General features: G+C 67.3%; 14 protein-coding genes. 4 read left to right on the forward strand and 10 right to left on the reverse strand.

What is annotated here, in order from left to right; translation table 11 throughout:
* Window positions 1-316: 316 nt before the first annotated feature.
* The 3 genes from GV832_RS09825 (at window position 317) to GV832_RS09835 (ending at window position 3,998) form a co-directional block, all read left to right on the forward strand.
* A complete protein-coding gene (locus GV832_RS09825) occupies window positions 317-973 on the forward strand; it encodes a GntR family transcriptional regulator (RefSeq protein WP_168774681.1) in 657 nt (218 codons plus the stop codon).
* 197 nt (window positions 974-1,170) lie between these two features.
* Complete coding sequence (locus GV832_RS09830; RefSeq protein WP_168774682.1) at window positions 1,171-2,574, forward strand: aspartate aminotransferase family protein; 1,404 nt, start codon at window positions 1,171-1,173, stop codon at window positions 2,572-2,574.
* A 302-nt stretch (window positions 2,575-2,876) separates the two neighbouring features.
* Window positions 2,877-3,998: an MFS transporter gene (locus GV832_RS09835; protein ID WP_227754340.1), complete on the forward strand. Its 1,122-nt coding sequence runs from the start codon at window positions 2,877-2,879 to the stop codon at window positions 3,996-3,998.
* Here GV832_RS09835 and GV832_RS09840 read toward each other — a convergent pair.
* From GV832_RS09840 to ssb, 8 genes are all read right to left on the reverse strand, one after another.
* Window positions 3,988-5,154 (reverse strand): cytochrome P450, encoded by a 1,167-nt coding sequence (locus tag GV832_RS09840; RefSeq protein ID WP_168774684.1) that lies wholly within the window; start codon window positions 5,152-5,154, stop codon window positions 3,988-3,990. The two genes, GV832_RS09835 and GV832_RS09840, sit on opposite strands and share 11 nt — an antisense overlap.
* A complete protein-coding gene (locus GV832_RS09845) occupies window positions 5,151-6,059 on the reverse strand; it encodes an EamA family transporter (RefSeq protein ID WP_168774685.1) in 909 nt (302 codons plus the stop codon). Before GV832_RS09845 ends, GV832_RS09840 begins: the two co-directional genes overlap by 4 nt.
* A gap of 106 nt (window positions 6,060-6,165) precedes the next feature.
* Window positions 6,166-6,909, reverse strand: coding sequence for a triose-phosphate isomerase (tpiA, locus tag GV832_RS09850; RefSeq protein ID WP_168774686.1), 744 nt, complete (start codon window positions 6,907-6,909; stop codon window positions 6,166-6,168).
* Between the two features lie 575 nt (window positions 6,910-7,484).
* The gene (locus tag GV832_RS09855; RefSeq protein WP_168774687.1) at window positions 7,485-7,835 is read right to left on the reverse strand and encodes a HesB/IscA family protein; all 351 of its coding nucleotides are present in this window, start codon (window positions 7,833-7,835) and stop codon (window positions 7,485-7,487) included.
* 31 nt (window positions 7,836-7,866) lie between these two features.
* Window positions 7,867-8,580 (reverse strand): DUF3307 domain-containing protein, encoded by a 714-nt coding sequence (locus tag GV832_RS09860; protein ID WP_227754341.1) that lies wholly within the window; start codon window positions 8,578-8,580, stop codon window positions 7,867-7,869.
* On the reverse strand, window positions 8,577-9,215 hold the full coding sequence (locus tag GV832_RS09865) for a hypothetical protein (RefSeq protein WP_168774688.1): 639 nt from the start codon (window positions 9,213-9,215) through the stop codon (window positions 8,577-8,579). Before GV832_RS09865 ends, GV832_RS09860 begins: the two co-directional genes overlap by 4 nt.
* A 124-nt stretch (window positions 9,216-9,339) precedes the next feature.
* Window positions 9,340-9,702 (reverse strand): SUF system Fe-S cluster assembly protein, encoded by a 363-nt coding sequence (locus GV832_RS09870; RefSeq protein ID WP_168774689.1) that lies wholly within the window; start codon window positions 9,700-9,702, stop codon window positions 9,340-9,342.
* A 252-nt stretch (window positions 9,703-9,954) separates the two neighbouring features.
* Complete coding sequence (ssb, locus tag GV832_RS09875; RefSeq protein ID WP_168774690.1) at window positions 9,955-10,500, reverse strand: single-stranded DNA-binding protein; 546 nt, start codon at window positions 10,498-10,500, stop codon at window positions 9,955-9,957.
* A gap of 194 nt (window positions 10,501-10,694) precedes the next feature.
* Here ssb and GV832_RS09880 point away from each other — a divergent pair, with 194 nt between their 5' ends.
* Window positions 10,695-11,297, forward strand: coding sequence for a lytic transglycosylase domain-containing protein (locus GV832_RS09880; RefSeq protein WP_168774691.1), 603 nt, complete (start codon window positions 10,695-10,697; stop codon window positions 11,295-11,297).
* Between the two features lie 238 nt (window positions 11,298-11,535).
* On the opposite strand, the gene GV832_RS09885 is transcribed toward GV832_RS09880, so the two are convergent.
* Window positions 11,536-13,617 carry a dipeptide ABC transporter ATP-binding protein gene (locus tag GV832_RS09885; protein ID WP_168774692.1) on the reverse strand — a complete coding sequence of 694 codons (2,082 nt, stop codon included), beginning with the start codon at window positions 13,615-13,617 and terminating at the stop codon, window positions 11,536-11,538.
* 112 nt (window positions 13,618-13,729) lie between these two features.
* Window positions 13,730-14,890 (reverse strand): ABC transporter permease, encoded by a 1,161-nt coding sequence (locus GV832_RS09890; RefSeq protein ID WP_227754342.1) that lies wholly within the window; start codon window positions 14,888-14,890, stop codon window positions 13,730-13,732.
* Between the last annotated feature and the right edge of the window lies 1 nt (window position 14,891).

Genomic DNA, 14,891 nt, shown 5'->3' on the forward strand with positions numbered 1-14,891 from the left:
GAAGGCCAAGGGTCTCTCCCGGAGGAGGCCGGGGGGCTGCCGCCCCCCGGACCCCCTGCCTGGAGGAGGGGCGCGCCCCTCCTCCAGACCTCCACCGCGGACATTTGCGAAGCAATGAAACCTGTCAGCTGAGCGCCTTGGAACGACAGGCGCACCCCGGCAGGCATGAGCGATGTGCCATTTCATCTTTTCAGAAATATCCCACGGGGGTTTGGGGGTGTGAAACCCCCAATCCTCCCTTGGGCGAATGCGCTTCATTTCCCCTTGATCCCCGGCCAAATCCCGCCATAACCAGTTTGATCAAACCGGGGCAAAGATGACCGAGACGCGCAAGATCCCGACCCACGAGGTCACCTATGTCCGCCTGCGCGACATGATCCTTTTCGGCAGCCTTGCCCCCGGTCAGCCCGTCACGATCCAGGGCCTCGTCACCGACCTTTCGGCCGGGATGACCCCGGTCCGCGAGGCCATCCGCCGCCTGGCCGCCGAGGGCGCCCTTCTGCCCCAGGGCAACCGCCGGGTCACCGTCCCGCGCCTCGACCCGGGTCTTCTGGACCAGATCGCCTTCGCCCGCCAGACGATCGAGCCGCACCTGGCCGAACTGGCCGCCCGCGATGCCTCCCCCGACCTTGTCGCCCGGCTCGAGGCCCATGACGGCGCCGTCGACCAGGCCATCCGCGCCGGAGACATTCCGGCCTACCTGGAAAGCAACCATGCCTTCCACTTTGCGCTCTACGAGGCCTCTGGCGCCGGTGTCCTGACCGATATGGCCCGGTCGCTCTGGCTGCGCTTCGGTCCGTCGCTGCGCTTCGTCATCGAAAGGGGCGGCGCCTCCAGCCTGCCCGACCGCCACGAAGAGATGCTGACCGCGATGCACAGGGGCGATGCCAAGGGGGTTGCCCGCGCCATGCGTGCCGATATCGACCAGGGGCTCGAGCAGGTCCGCGCCGCGCTGGAAAAGGGCGAGATCTGACCCAGGAGCGCCCTGGCGCCCTCCCTTCAGTCGGCAGGGCAGGGCCCCACGACCTGGCGCAAATGGGGCAGTCGGCAGAGCCTTCCAGCGGTCTTCGAGGAATTTGATCAAATTTCTTGAAGACCGCGGCGTTTGATCATAAACTCCCCTCAAGCGGTCCTGCACCGCATCAGATTCGACCCAAAGAGGGGGACGCCATGAACCAGCCCGTCAAGATCACCAACCACCTGCCGACGGCCGAGTTGCAAGCCCTCGACGCCGCCCACCACATGCATCCTTTCACCGACAATTCGGCGCTGGCCAAGAAGGGCGCGCGGATCATGAAATCGGCCAAGGGCGTCTGGCTGACCGACACCGAGGGTCACAAGATCATCGATGGCATGGCGGGCCTGTGGTGCGTCAACATCGGCTATGGCCGCAAGGAGCTTGCCGATGCGGCGTCTTCCCAGATGCTGGAACTGGCCTATTACAACACTTTCTTCCAGACCTCGCATATCCCGGCCATCGCGCTGGCCGCCAAGATCGCCGAAGTGGCGCCCGAGGGCATGAACCACATCTTCTTCGCGGGTTCGGGCTCCGAGGCCAATGACACCAACATCCGCATGGTCCGCCGCTATTGGGACATCAAGGGCCAGCCGGAAAAGCGGGTCATCATTGCGCGCAAGAATGGCTATCACGGCTCGACCATGGGCGGCGGGTCCTTGGGCGGCATGTCGGGCATCCATGCCCATGGCGGCAAGATCGCGGGCATCACCCATATCGGCGAGCCGAACTGGTGGGAGCAGGGCGGCGACATGACGCCCGAGGACTTCGGCCTGATGCGCGCGCAAGAGCTGGAGAAGGCCATCCTCGAGATCGGCGTCGAGAACGTCGCGGCCTTCATCGGCGAGCCGATCCAGGGTGCCGGCGGCGTCATCGTCCCGCCCTCGACCTATTGGCCCGAGATCCAGCGCATCGTCGACAAATATGGCATCCTCCTGATCGCCGACGAGGTCATCACGGGCTTTGGCCGCACCGGCAACTGGTTCGGCTCCACCACCTTCGGGATCAAGCCGCATATCATGACCATCGCCAAGGGCCTGTCCTCGGGCTACCAGCCCATCGGCGGCTCGATCGTCTGCGACGAGGTGGCCGAGGTCATGGGCTCCTCGGGCGATTTCAACCACGGCTATACCTATTCCGGTCACCCGGTGGCGGCGGCCGTGGCGCTGGAGAATATCCGGATCATGCAGGACGAGGGCATCATCGACCATGTCCGCAATGTCGCCCATCCCTACCTGATGCAGAAATGGCAGGGCCTGACCGAGCATCCGATGGTCGGCGAGGCGCGGCTCGTGGGCCTGATGGGGTCCATCGCGCTGACGCCGGACAAGGCCAGCCGCGCCAAGTTCGCCGCCGAGACCGGGACCGTGGGCTACAAGTGCCGCGAGCGCTGCTTTGCCAATGACCTGATCATGCGCCATGTCGGCGACCGGATGATCATTTCCCCGCCCCTGGTCATCACGCCCGAGGAAATCGACATCCTGATCGAACGGGCCTGGAAGTCGATCGACGAGTGCTACACGGCCGTCAAGGCCGAAGGCCTCTGGCAGGCCCGCTGAGGTCCCTGCGCCCGAGGGGGCTGGTCCTGCCGACTGCCCCCTCTGCGCCCAAGGACCGGCCTTGCCCTGCCGACTGCAGGACGGTTCCCCGGTGACAGGTCCCTGCAGTCGGCAGAGCCGCAGTCCGGGCCCCGGGCGCAGGCCCATCCGTCGGCAGGGCCCTGCCTGACAGTCGGCAGAGCGCGCTTGCTCGGTGTTCGCCCGGGGCCAGTCGGCAGGGCGGCCTCTCAATCGCGACATCCCTGGTCGGGGCCGAACGCGGTTCCCCTGCCACGCTGCGCTAAGGTGCAAGGATGACCGCGATGACCGACCTGCGCCTGGCCCGCGCCCCCCTGGCCTCCTTTTTCGCCATGGGGATCCTCTGGGGCAGCTTTGCCGCCGACCTTCCCGATATCAAGACCACGCTCGGCGTCGACGAGACGCGGCTGGGTGCGCTTCTCCTCATGACGCCCCTCGCGGCCCTGATCGCCATGGCGCTTTCGGGGCGCATCGCGCGGGGGCTTGGCACCCTGGCCCTGCCGCTCTCCACCCTGGCCATGGCCCTTGCCTTCATGGTCCCGGGCCAGGTGCCGATCTGGTATCTCTTCCCCCTCGCCATGCTGTTCTGCGGCGCCTCCACGGGCGCGGTCGATGTCCTGATGAATGCCCGCATCGCCGCTCTCGAGGCCGGGGGGCGCAGCCTCATGACGCTGGCCCATGCCGCCTATTCCTTCGGCTATGCCGGCGGAGCGCTTGGCACCGGTGCCCTTCGGACCCTGGGTCTCGGGCCTGGAGGCGTCCTCTTGACCATGGGCGGGGTGGCGGCGCTGGTCGCCCTCTTGTGTTTCGAAGGCCAAAGGATCGAGGGCCTGACCAAGGGCGCCCGCGTCCGGCTTGGCCTCGTGCCCTTGATCGGCGGAGGGATCGTGCTCATCGCCTTCCTGACCGAGAACGCGGCCGAATACTGGTCGGCGCTGCATATCGAGCAGACCCTGGGCGGCTCCCCGGCCTTTGGCTCGGCCGCGCCTGCGCTTTTGGCCCTGACCATGGGCATCGCGCGGATTGCGGGCCATGGCTTGGCGGACCGTGTCGGCGCGGGTCGGCTCCTGACGCTGGGCGCCGGGATCTCGGCCTGTGGCGCCATGATCATCGCCACGGCCCCTGGCGCCCCGGTCGCCTACCTGGGCTTTGTCGTCATGGGGCTGGGCTCATCGGTCATCGCCCCCACGGCCTTTACCCTGGTGGGCAGGCTCTCGCCGCCCCAAGACCGCGCCCGCGCCATCCAGGCCGCAACCATGCTGGGCTATTCGGGCTATTTCGTGGGTCCCCCGGGGCTTGGCCTCATCGCGGGAACCTTCGGCCTGCGCGCGGCCTTCGTCGCCGCCGCCATGGCGCTTTGCCTCACCTGGGTGCTGGTCTGGACCCTCGCGCGGGTCAGGCGGTAACCCGAAGCGCCTTCAGCCCGTGGAAGTGGTAGACATCGGCATAGACCGGCGCCTCGGCCAGCTTCAGCCCCGGCAGGCGGCTCATCAGGATGGGCAGGGCCACTTGCAGCTCCAGCCGGGCCAGGGGGGCGCCGACGCAGAAATGCAGCCCCGCGCCAAAGGTCGCCAGGGGTTTCGCGGCGCGGGAGGGCTCGAAGACCTCAGGCGCCTCCCAGACGCCCGGGTCACGGTTGGCCGCGCCCAGCAAAAGCCCCACCTGGTCGCCGCGCTGGAACGTCACCCCCATGACGTCGATATCCTCATAGGCCCAGCGGGTAAACATGTGCAGCGCGGGATCGAAGCGCAGGATCTCCTCGACGCCCTTTTCCGGGTCACCAAGCGCCTTGCCGCTTTCCAGAAGCGCCTTGACCCCGTTGCCGATCGTATGAACCGTCGCCTCATGGCCGGCGTTCAGAAGCAGGATGCAGGTGGTGATCAGCTCGTCGGTGGTCAGCCTCTCGCCCGCCTCTTCGGCCTGGATCAGCGAGGTGATCAGGTCGTCGCGCGGGTCCTTGCGGCGGGCCTCGACATAGCTGCGCATGAAAGCCACGAAGGCCTCGGTGGCGGCGACAGCGCGATCCTCCCGCGCCCGGTCACGGCCGGCCATATACATCCCCACCATGGCATTGGACCAGCGCAAGAGGTCCGGCGCCATCTCTTCGGGCACGCCCAGAAGCCGGGCGATGATGATGACCGGCAGCTTCTGGCCAAAGGTCTCCAAAAGGTCGAAGTCGCCTTCGGGGAAGGCGTCGATCAGCTCATGGGTCAGGGTCTCGATCTCGGGCCGCAGCGCCTCGATCCGGCGCGAGGTGAAGGCGCGCAGCACCAATGACCGCAGGCGGGTGTGGCGCGGCGGCTCCAGCTCCAGCATGGAATGGGCCTCGACCGCGTAGAAGGGGCGCAGGTGGTCGGGGATCACCGGAGCCTTTTCCGGCGGGGCCTCGCGGCCGAAACGGCGGTCGCGGAAGATCGCATTCACCGCCGCCGCATTGCCGGTGCAAACGAGGTCGTAATCGGCCCAGCGGAAGAAGGGGCCATGCGCCCTTGCGGTCTCGTAGAAAGGATAGGGGTCCTGGACGAAGGCGGGGTCGGTGGGGGATTGGTGCAGCGTGATCATGCTTTGGGTCCGATGATACCCTGGGCGATCAGGACGCCAAGGGCGACGAGTCCGGCGGCTCCGGCTTGCATCCAGGACCAGCCATGGCCGAGGAGGAAGAGAAGAACCATGACGTAAAACGGCGCGGCGTTGATATGCAGGGCGGAAAGGCCGATGCCCAGCCGCTCGACCGACATGATCCACAGAAGCTGGCTCAGCGCGAAGGAGCCCACCGAAAAGGCCAAAAGCGCCGCGATCTCCATCGGCCCCCAGAGGCCCAGATCGGGCAGGGGATTGCCGAAAGCCACACCGCCCAGGGCCACGGCCGAGGTGGCGATTGCGGCGCCGGAGGTCGTCAGGGCCGTGCGCCCGATGGCTGACAGCTGCGGGAAGGCCGTGACCGACAGCCGCGAGCCGATGGTGAAACTGACGACCGAGCCAAAGCAGAAGAGCGCGCCCAGGCCCAGCGACAGCCCCCCCGTCCAGTCCAGCGCCACGATGCCGCCGATCAGCGAAAGGATCATGCCCAGGATCAGCCCCAGCGTCATGCGCCGCCCGTCCAGCAGGACCTCGATGGCGATGCCCACCACGGGCAGGCTGGCCGAGATGACGGCGGCGGTGACCGCTCCGCCCAGGGTCTGGCCGATGATCAGAAGCCAGGCGCCAAAGCCCAGCATGGCGCCGACCATCGTGCCCTTGATCCAGCTGGCGCGGGCCAGGGCGCCTGGCCCCTCCATCACCGCCCAGACCGGCAAGAGCGCGAGCGCCGCCAGCGCCATGCGCAACGCGGTCAATTGGTCGGCGGCCAGGAGCGGGATGATGAAATCGGCAGCCGGAAGCCCCGCGGCCCAGATCAGCATGGAGGCCATGCAGACGAGATTGGCGGAAAGCGGGCTGGAGCGGGGAGGGGCGCTGGTCGCGGTCATGGGGTCATTCTTGGCGCCAGGGTCACTGGCTTGCGCGCCTGCCCGCGACCTTGGCGCGTCGCTTCGCGGCGGAAAGGGCGACCGGGCGGGGCCCGGCCGCCGAGGGTCAGGCGGCGGAGAGGGCCGCGACGATGGCACCGAAATCGGAGGCCTTAAGGCTGGCTCCCCCCACCAGGGCCCCATCCACATGGGGCACCGCGAAGATCTCGGCCGCGTTCGAGGGCTTGACCGAGCCGCCGTAAAGGATGCGCACGCCCTGGCCATCCTCTCCCAGCGCCTTGACCAGCTCGGCACGGAGGAAGGCATGGACCTCGGCGATTTGCGCGATGGTCGGCGTGCGGCCGGTGCCGATGGCCCAGACCGGCTCATAGGCGACGACCGTATTGGCCGCCGAGGCCCCCTGCGGCAAGGAACCATGCAGCTGCGCCCCGCAGACCGAAAGCGTGGTCCCCGCATCGCGCTGACCTTCGGTCTCGCCGATGCAGACCACGGCGGTCAGCCCGGCCGCCAGGGCGGCCTCGGCCTTGGCCTTGACCTGGTCAGAGGTCTCGCCATGGTCGGTGCGGCGCTCGGAGTGGCCGAGGATGACGTAAGTGGCGCCCGCGTCCTTCAGCATGGCGGCCGAAATGTCGCCGGTATGGGCGCCGGAGGCCTTGGCATGGCAATCCTGCCCGCCGATCTTCAGGGGCCCGCGCGCCGTCATGCCGGCAGCCGAGGCGATCAGCGTGGCGGGCGGGCAGATCAGCATTTCGCAGGCGGGGGCCGGATGGGCCTCGACCAGGGCCAGAAGCTCCTGCAAGGCGGCGCCTGAGCCGTTCATCTTCCAATTGCCAGCGGCGAGTTTCTGCATCGGGACCTCCTCGGGGTTGCCGGAAAGGGGTAGCGGAAAGGCTGCGCTTAGGGAAGGGGGTCAGGCAGGCCGCCGGTCATGAGAGGGCGCCAGGGCCGTCGCCGGTCTTTTGCGGATGCCCCGGGAGGGTTTCACACACTCCCGGACCCACCCGTGGGATATTTGTGCCAATGTGAAAGGGGAAGAGGGGGCGTGGTGCTGACGGGAGGGCTTTGGGGGATAGCGCGGGAGGTCTTCACGGCCTGCCCGGTCTTTTGCGGACCCCCCGGGAGGGTTTCACACCCTCCCGGACCCGCCCGTGGGATATTTGTGCCAAGTATGAAAGGAGAAAGTGGGGCGCGTTGCCTGGGCTTCCCAAGAAGTGCGGCTTCCCAAGTGCGGCTCCCCATGCTCTGCCCCCCGTGGTCGCTCTTGCAGCGCAGCCCGTTGGCCCCCGCCGTTTGCTTTCAACTTGGCGCAAATACTCCCCAGCGGAGCGACGGCCGAGCCGGTTGGGCCGCCTGCGGCCCAGAGGCGAGACAAAAGAAATGCGGGCCCTCGGGCCCGCTCCATTTGAAAATTTCCGGTTCGGCCCTTCAGGCGTCGCGGAACTTGACCGAGGTGCCGCAGCCGCAGGTCTCGGTCACGTTGGGGTTGCGGAATTTGAACCCCGATTCCAGGATCCCGATCTCGTAGTCGATCTCGGTGCCGATCAGGAACATCTGGGCCAGCGGCGCGATCAGGATGCGCGCGCCGTCGTCCTCGACCACTTCGTCATGCGGCTGGGCCTCGGCCACGAAATCCATCGTGTATTCCATTCCCGCGCAGCCGCCCTTCTTCACCCCAAGCCGCAAGCCACGGGCGTTCTGTTCGGCCATGAGCCGGGTGATCGCCGATTTCGCGGCGGGGGTCAGGGAGACGGCGGCTTTGCCCGGGATCGAGAACATGACGTTGGTCCTTCGCGCTGGAAGCCTCAATCTAAGGCGTCAGGTCGGGAATTCCAAGCGGCGCGAGGCCGTTCAACTGAATTTGCGTCAAGCCGCTGACGCCAAGCGCCCAGGCCACCGAGGCCAGGGTGCCGATGATGACATATTCGCTGACCTTGCGGTCCGTCTTCGTGTCGGAAAACCGCAGCACCGACTTGGCGGCGATCAGGAAGCCGATGCCCGCCGCCTGGTCCGTCACGATCAGCCCCAGGATCAGCCCGCGTTCCAGCTGCCCGATCAGCCAGCCGCCGCGTGCCAGGCCCTCGGGGGCCTCTCCCGCCCAGGGCGCCATCAAGAGCCCCACCATGAAGCCCCCCGCCCGCGTGGCCAGGACCAGGCCCGAAACCAGCGCCATCAAGGGCGGCACCAGCGGCAGGCCCGCCCAAAGCCCCTGCGCCATCAGCCCCGGTTGCAGGGCGGCCAGCGCGACGATGGCCGCCAGATGTGCCGCCTGGTCCAGGAGGAAGGCCGCGACGCCCTTCGGAGCCAGGCTCTTGGCCAGGTCTGTCAGCAGATGCGCCACGGTCAGCCCCAAAAGCCAGGGCGACAGGCTCCCCAGGGCCGCCGCTGCCGTGGCAAAGACGACCAGCCCATGCAGGCCAAGTGCGGCGGGCTCGCGCTTGGCCTCGGCCATCCACCTGGTCTGCAAGACGAAATCGGCCAGGACATGGGCCAGCAGAAGGGCTGCGAAGGTCTCGGTCATCATGGGGTCTCCGGTGGCAGGGCGGTCATCGCCGCCTCCCAAAGCGCAAGGCTCTCGGTCAGGGCGGCGGCAGAGGCCGCCTTCAGGCGCAGGGAGACCGCCTGTTTCGTGATCCCCAGCCGCGCGGCGATGACGGTCTGGCGCTGGCCCTCCAGCGCCGGTCCCAGGGCCTCGGCCTGTTCGGGGCTCCAGCGTCGCGCCAGCGCCTCCCAGAGCCGGGCCAGCGCCTGGTCGCGCGGATTCATCTGGCCCAAGGGGTCGGGGAAGGCACTGGCCAGGGCCAGGACCTGGTCCGGCGCCATGGCATCCAGCGCCCGTCCCGAGGCGGTCAGCGCGGGCCCTGCGGCCTGCGAGAGGAGTTCTCCCGCGCCCCAGCTCTCGACCCGTCCAAGTCCGATGGCGATGCGGCTTTGCACCCCCCCTGCCGCCACGAGCCCGGCGATCAGGCGCAGGGCAAGGCGGGGCCCCAAGGCAAGCGTGGTGGCGCAGTGCCAGCCATCGCCCCGGAACCGGGTGAAGCGTTGCGCGCCATTTTGCACCGCGATGCGCTCGATCAGGTCCAGCGCGGCCCCGGTCGCGTCGCGTCCGGCTTCGGTCGAGCCGATGAGGTCTCCAGTCAGGATGGCGGCTTGGGACATGGGTCAAGCATAGGGGCTTGATCCCGCATCAGTCAAGCCCCTATGCTTGACTCTTGCCGCTCTTGGCAATCAAGCCCCTGGGCTTGACGAAGGTTCCAACAAGCCCAGGGGCTTGTCGCCTGCGTCACATGAAGCCAAGCTCCAGCCGCGCCTCGTCCGACATCATCTCCATCCCCCAGGGCGGATCGAAGACCATGGCGACCTTGACCTCCTTGACGCCGGGCACCGCCTCGACGGCACTTTCCACCCAGCCGGGCATTTCGCCGGCCACGGGGCAGCCGGGCGCCGTCAGGGTCATGGCGATGGCCACGGCGTCATCGCTGCCGATCTCGACGGTGTAGACCAGGCCGAGGTCATAGATATTCACCGGGATTTCAGGGTCATAGACCGTCCGGCACGCATCGACCACCGCCTCGTAAAGCGGGTGATCCGTGGTGGAGGGACGGATCAGCGGAGTCCCCTCCAGCGTTTCTGGCTGTTCGGTCATGATGGTATCCCAGAGATGTTGAGAGATTATATAGGAAATCCCGCCCCCAACGTCCAGAGGGGCCGGACGGGCTTTCCCCCTTCCCAGGGCGGCTACCCCCGAAGACCCTGCCCGCAAGCCCCCGTCCCCCAGTCGGCGGGGCAGGGCTTCGGCCCTTGGCGCTGGCCTTGCAGTCGGCAGGACCCAAGCAAAAGGCGCGCCCCGGATCCTCTCCCGGGCGCGCCCTCGTCATCTCCTGCGGTCAAGCGTGGCTCAGAACGGGATCTCGTCGTCGATGTCCGAGCGACCACCACCACCACCGCCACCACCATAGCCGCCCTGGCCCCCGCCGCTGCCGCCACCATAGCCGCCACCCGAGCCGCCGCGACCGCCACCGCCAGAGCCGCCGCCCTGATCCTCGTAGCCCCCGCGGTCGTCGTAGGACGCGCCACCGCCGCCGCCATCGCCGCGCCCGCCCAGAAGCGTCAGCTCGCCGCGGAACTGCTTGACCACGATCTCGGTCGTATAGCGGTCCTGACCGTTCTGGTCCTGCCACTTGCGGGTCTCAAGCTGGCCCTCGACATAGACCGAAGAGCCCTTGCGCAGGTATTGCTCGGCCACCTTGGCCAGGTTCTCGTTGAAGATCGCGACCGAGTGCCACTCGGTCTTCTCCTTGCGCTCGCCCGACTGGCGGTCGCGCCAGGTTTCCGTCGTGGCGATGCGCAGGTTCACCACCTTGCCGCCGTTCGAAAAGGTCCGCACCTCGGGGTCGCGCCCGAGATTGCCCACCAGGATCACCTTGTTGACCGATCCGGCCATGCCACTCTCCCTTGTCTCGCAGCCCGCGCACGGGCCCTTGCCCAAGCTATGCCGCAGACGAAGACAAAGCGCAACTTGAAGCCACCGGCCGCCTGCCCGGGCAGATTCCGGCCCGCCCCGGGGGGCGGCACTTGCCTGTCCGGCAGAATCACCTATCTTGCGCAGGGTTGGTTGAATTGGTCGAGGGTGCGGGCATGGCGGCGAAGCGGATCGGGCGGGCTGTGGTTCTGTCCCTTGCGGTCTTGCCCCTGCCGTTTGGCGCTCTGGCCGAGGGCCTGGTCCTGGGCGGCAAGGGCAGCCGCTCGGCCGCTTTCCAGAGCCAGGTCGCCCTCCTGGAGGGCCGCCTGTCCCAGCAATACTCCGGCTCCGTGCGGTTGAAACCCGGGGCCGAGGCCGACAAGGATGCCACCAAGGTCCGCTATTCCGGGCGCTACAAGGGCGAGTATCTCGACGTCGCCCGCGCCGCCGCCCGCAAGCATGGCGTGCCCGAGGACCTCTTCCTGCGCCTCGTCCAGCGCGAGAGCGGCTGGAATCCCGGCGTGGTCTCCTCCAAGGGCGCCATCGGGCTGGCCCAGCTCATGCCGGGCACGGCTGACCTCCTTTCGGTCGATCCGAACGATCCGGCCGACAATCTCGACGGCGGTGCCCGCTACCTGGCCATGATGTACAGCCGCTTCGGCTCCTGGAAACTGGCCCTGGCCGCCTATAATGCCGGCCCCGGCGCGGTCGAGGAGGCGGGCAATACCGTCCCCGACTTCGAGGAAACCAAGGCCTATGTCGCGGCGATCCTGGGCTAGGCTCTTGCACGCGTGCAAGCGCAGCCAAGCTCCTGAAACCGCTACACTTTCCCTGCGGCGTTAACCTTTCTTCAACCACGTTGTCGCGGTCCCGGGGTGTTCCAAGAGGGGCTTGGCCCCTCTTGGCCAGGGGGTGCGGGGGGCGGGAGCCCCCCGCTTTGGCCCGGAGCCCGAAGACCGCCCCTTCCAATAGCGCCACGGCGGCAAGCCTTGCTCCGCCGCGACCTTGCGGCTAGCGCTACTCCGCAGCCGCCTTGATCACCGGCTCCATCCCCGCCAGGACCTCCGCGCCCAGGTGGCACTTGATCTGGTGGCCGCCCTCCAGCATGCGCATCGGCGGCATCTCGCGGTCGCAAAGGCCCCCGGGAACCTGGGACTTCCAGCGGCAGCGGGTCTGGAAGGGGCAGCCCGGCGGCGGGTTCACGGCGGAGGGGATATCGCCCTCCAGCACGATCCTTTTGCGCACCACCTTGGTGTCGGCGATGGGCACGGCCGAAAGCAGGGCCTCGGTATAGGGGTGATAGGGCGGCTGGAAGACCTGGTCGGTCGTCCCGGTTTCCACCACGTGACCCAGATACATGACCAGCACCCGGTCGGAGAGATAGCGCACGATCGACAGGTCGTGGGAGATGAAGAGAAGCGTCGTCTTGTTCTCGCGCTGGATGTCCATCAGGAGGTCGGTCACCGCCGCCTGTACCGACACGTCGAGCGCCGAGACCGGCTCATCGGCCACCACGACCTTGGCCCCGCCCGCAAAGGCGCGGGCGATGCCCACCCTCTGCTTCTGCCCGCCCGAGAGCTGACGCGGCATGCGCTCGGCAAAGGCGCGGGGCAGCTTCACCAGGTCGAGAAGCTCCAGCATCCGCGCCTCGCGCTCGGCGTCGCTCTTGCCCTGCCGGAAGACCTCCAGCGCCCGGACGATCTGGCGGCCCACGGACATCGAGGGGTTGAGCGTGTCGAAAGGGTTCTGGAAGACCATCTGCACCGAGGAGACGGTATCGACATTGCGCTTCTGAATGGGCGTCGACTGGATGTTCTCGTCGAAGAGCATGATCGAGCCCGAGGTCGCGGTCTCGAGCCCCATCAGCACCTTCGCAAAGGTGCTCTTGCCGCAGCCCGATTCCCCCACGATGGCGAGGGTCTCACCCTCACGGGCCTCGAAAGACAGGGTCTCATTGGCCTTGACGACCTTCTTGGCCCCGCCGCCGAAGGCACCGGAGGAGAGGGCGTAGTATTTCTTCAGCTCCTCCATCTTCAGGACGACCTTGCCGATGGGGGACTTGGGCTTGGAGACACGGGCGGCGGGCGGGGCCATCCAGTCGATCTCGGCCCATTTCAGGCAGCGGCTGGCATGGCGGTCGCCGCCCGGGATCGGGTCCATGGCGATGTCACCGGCATTGCAGCGCCCGGCCTCGAAGTAATCGCAGCGGGGGCCGAAGTTGCAGCCATTGGGGCGTTCATGGGGCAGGGGGAAGTTGCCGGGGATCGAAATGAGCGGCCTGGAGTTCTTGTCGGCACCCGGCAGCGGGATCGAGCGGAAGAGCGCCTGGGTATAGGGATGGCGCATCATGTCGAAGACTTCGGTCACGTTGCCGGTCTCGACCGCCTCGCCGGAATACATCACGCAAAGCCGGTCACAGACATCCATGATCAGGCCGAGGTTGTGCGAAATGAACAGCATCGAGGTGCCGTATTTGTGGCCGAGGTCCTTGACCAGGTCCACGATCCCGGCCTCGACGGTCACGTCGAGCGCGGTGGTGGGCTCGTCCAGGATCAGGAGCGCGGGTTTGGACATCAGCGCCATGGCGATGACGATGCGCTGCTGCTGGCCGCCGGAAAGCTGGTGGGGATAGGCGTTGAGGATGCGGTCGGGGTCGGGCAGGCGCACATCGGCCACGATCTGGCGCGCCAGAGCCCAGGCCTGGTCCTTGGGCATGGCCTGGTGGATCATCGGCACTTCGGCGAGCTGGGCGCCGATCTTCATGGCGGGGTTCAGGCTTGCCATGGGCTCCTGGTAGATCATGGCGATTTCACTGCCGCGAATATGGCGCAGCTCTTCGTCATCCATGGTGACGAGGTCGCGGCCCTTGAACTTGATCTTGCCCGCGACGATCTTGCCGTTCTTCCCGAGGTCCCGCATCACGGCGAGCGCGACCGTGGACTTGCCGCAGCCGGATTCTCCCACCAGCCCCATGGCCTCTCCGGCCATGACCTTGGCGGAGAAATCCATCACGGCGGGGATTTCGCGCAGCCGGGTGAAGAAGGAGATCGAGAGGTTCTCGATTTCGAGGATCGGTTGGCTTGGGTCCCAAGTGGTCATCGGTGGCTCCTGTGACTGCGGGCGGAGCGGGGGTTTCACACCCCCGCACCCCCGTGGGATATTTATGAAAAGATGAAAGAGGGGCGGGGCGCCTGGGGAGCGGCGCTCTCTTTCAGTCTTTCAGGCTTTCTTCGCGCAGCCCATCGGCCAGGAGGTTCAGGCCGAGGACGAGGGACATGAGGGCGAGCGCCGGGACCACGGCGGGGTGCGGGACCATGGAGAGGATCTTGCGACCGGCGTTGATCGTGGAGCCCCAGTCGGGGCTCTCCGGCGAGACGCCGAGGCCGAAGAAACCAAGGGTGCCCAGCAGGATCGTGGTGTAGCCGATGCGCAGGCAGAAATCGACGATCAGGGGGCCGCGGGCATTGGGCAGGATCTCCCACATCATGATGTAGGAGGGGGTTTCGCCGCGCGTTTGGCCTGCGGCCACGTAATCGCGGGATTTGATGTCCATGACGATGCCGCGCACGATGCGGAACACGGTCGGCGCGTTCACGAAGACCACCGAGACGAAGACGTTCAGAAGATTGGGCTCCATCCCCCAGACGCCGAGCGGGTCCATGTTGAAGGCGAGGCCGGAATAGGCCCAGAGGCCGAAGACCAGGGTCACGCCGACGTAAAGGTTGCGGCGCGGCGGGTTGGTGCGGTAGCGGCCGTTCAACAGGACGACGCAGAAGATCACCGGGAAGATGAAGAGCACGGCGGCCAGATAGATCGGGATGCCGGTGTTGCGGATCTCGGGGGTGACCAGCAGGTAGAAGAGCAGGATCACCGGGAAGGCCAGGACGAGGTTGGCGAGGAAGGAGAGCCCGGTGTCGAGCTTGCCGCCGAAGTAACCGGCAGGCAGGCCGAGCGTGATGCCCACGAGGAAGGCGAAGGTCGTGGCGGCCGGGGCGATGATCAGCACCTGGCGCGCACCGGCCACCATGCGCGAGAAGACGTCGCGGGCGAGGTGGTCGCCTCCGAGCAGGAAGAAGGGATAGGGCGAGCCGTCGGGCGTGGGGGCTCCGGGCAGGGGGTTCTTGGCGGAGCCGAACTGATCGAGCGGCGGCAGGGTCTGGATCATCGGCGCGAAGACGGCGGTGAAGACCCAGAACATCACGATGGCAAAGCCCACCATGCCCACTGGGCTGTCAAAGAGCTTGCCGTAAAGGCCAAGGCGGCGCTTGAAGCGGATCGAGACGACGAAGGTCACCACCAGCGCGGCCCAGACGGGCCAGAACTGCTTGACCATGAGGCCGATGATCATGGGCCAGGAAAGCATGTCGGGCATG

Source organism: Stagnihabitans tardus (genome assembly GCF_009925085.1).
Classification (GTDB): domain Bacteria; phylum Pseudomonadota; class Alphaproteobacteria; order Rhodobacterales; family Rhodobacteraceae; genus Stagnihabitans; species Stagnihabitans tardus.

What these genes read in the sequence shown, in the direction of transcription:
- GV832_RS09825 (WP_168774681.1), top strand. Translation starts at nt 317, where the DNA reads ATGACCGAGACGCGCAAGATCCCGACCCACGAGGTCACCTATGTCCGC.
- GV832_RS09830 (WP_168774682.1), top strand. Translation starts at nt 1,171, where the DNA reads ATGAACCAGCCCGTCAAGATCACCAACCACCTGCCGACGGCCGAGTTG.
- GV832_RS09835 (WP_227754340.1), top strand. Translation starts at nt 2,877, where the DNA reads ATGACCGACCTGCGCCTGGCCCGCGCCCCCCTGGCCTCCTTTTTCGCC.
- GV832_RS09840 (WP_168774684.1), bottom strand. Translation starts at nt 5,154, where the DNA reads ATGATCACGCTGCACCAATCCCCCACCGACCCCGCCTTCGTCCAGGAC.
- GV832_RS09845 (WP_168774685.1), bottom strand. Translation starts at nt 6,059, where the DNA reads ATGACCGCGACCAGCGCCCCTCCCCGCTCCAGCCCGCTTTCCGCCAAT.
- tpiA (WP_168774686.1), bottom strand. Translation starts at nt 6,909, where the DNA reads ATGCAGAAACTCGCCGCTGGCAATTGGAAGATGAACGGCTCAGGCGCC.
- GV832_RS09855 (WP_168774687.1), bottom strand. Translation starts at nt 7,835, where the DNA reads ATGTTCTCGATCCCGGGCAAAGCCGCCGTCTCCCTGACCCCCGCCGCG.
- GV832_RS09860 (WP_227754341.1), bottom strand. Translation starts at nt 8,580, where the DNA reads ATGATGACCGAGACCTTCGCAGCCCTTCTGCTGGCCCATGTCCTGGCC.
- GV832_RS09865 (WP_168774688.1), bottom strand. Translation starts at nt 9,215, where the DNA reads ATGTCCCAAGCCGCCATCCTGACTGGAGACCTCATCGGCTCGACCGAA.
- GV832_RS09870 (WP_168774689.1), bottom strand. Translation starts at nt 9,702, where the DNA reads ATGACCGAACAGCCAGAAACGCTGGAGGGGACTCCGCTGATCCGTCCC.
- ssb (WP_168774690.1), bottom strand. Translation starts at nt 10,500, where the DNA reads ATGGCCGGATCGGTCAACAAGGTGATCCTGGTGGGCAATCTCGGGCGC.
- GV832_RS09880 (WP_168774691.1), top strand. Translation starts at nt 10,695, where the DNA reads ATGGCGGCGAAGCGGATCGGGCGGGCTGTGGTTCTGTCCCTTGCGGTC.
- GV832_RS09885 (WP_168774692.1), bottom strand. Translation starts at nt 13,617, where the DNA reads ATGACCACTTGGGACCCAAGCCAACCGATCCTCGAAATCGAGAACCTC.
- GV832_RS09890 (WP_227754342.1), bottom strand. Translation starts at nt 14,890, where the DNA reads ATGCCCGACATGCTTTCCTGGCCCATGATCATCGGCCTCATGGTCAAG.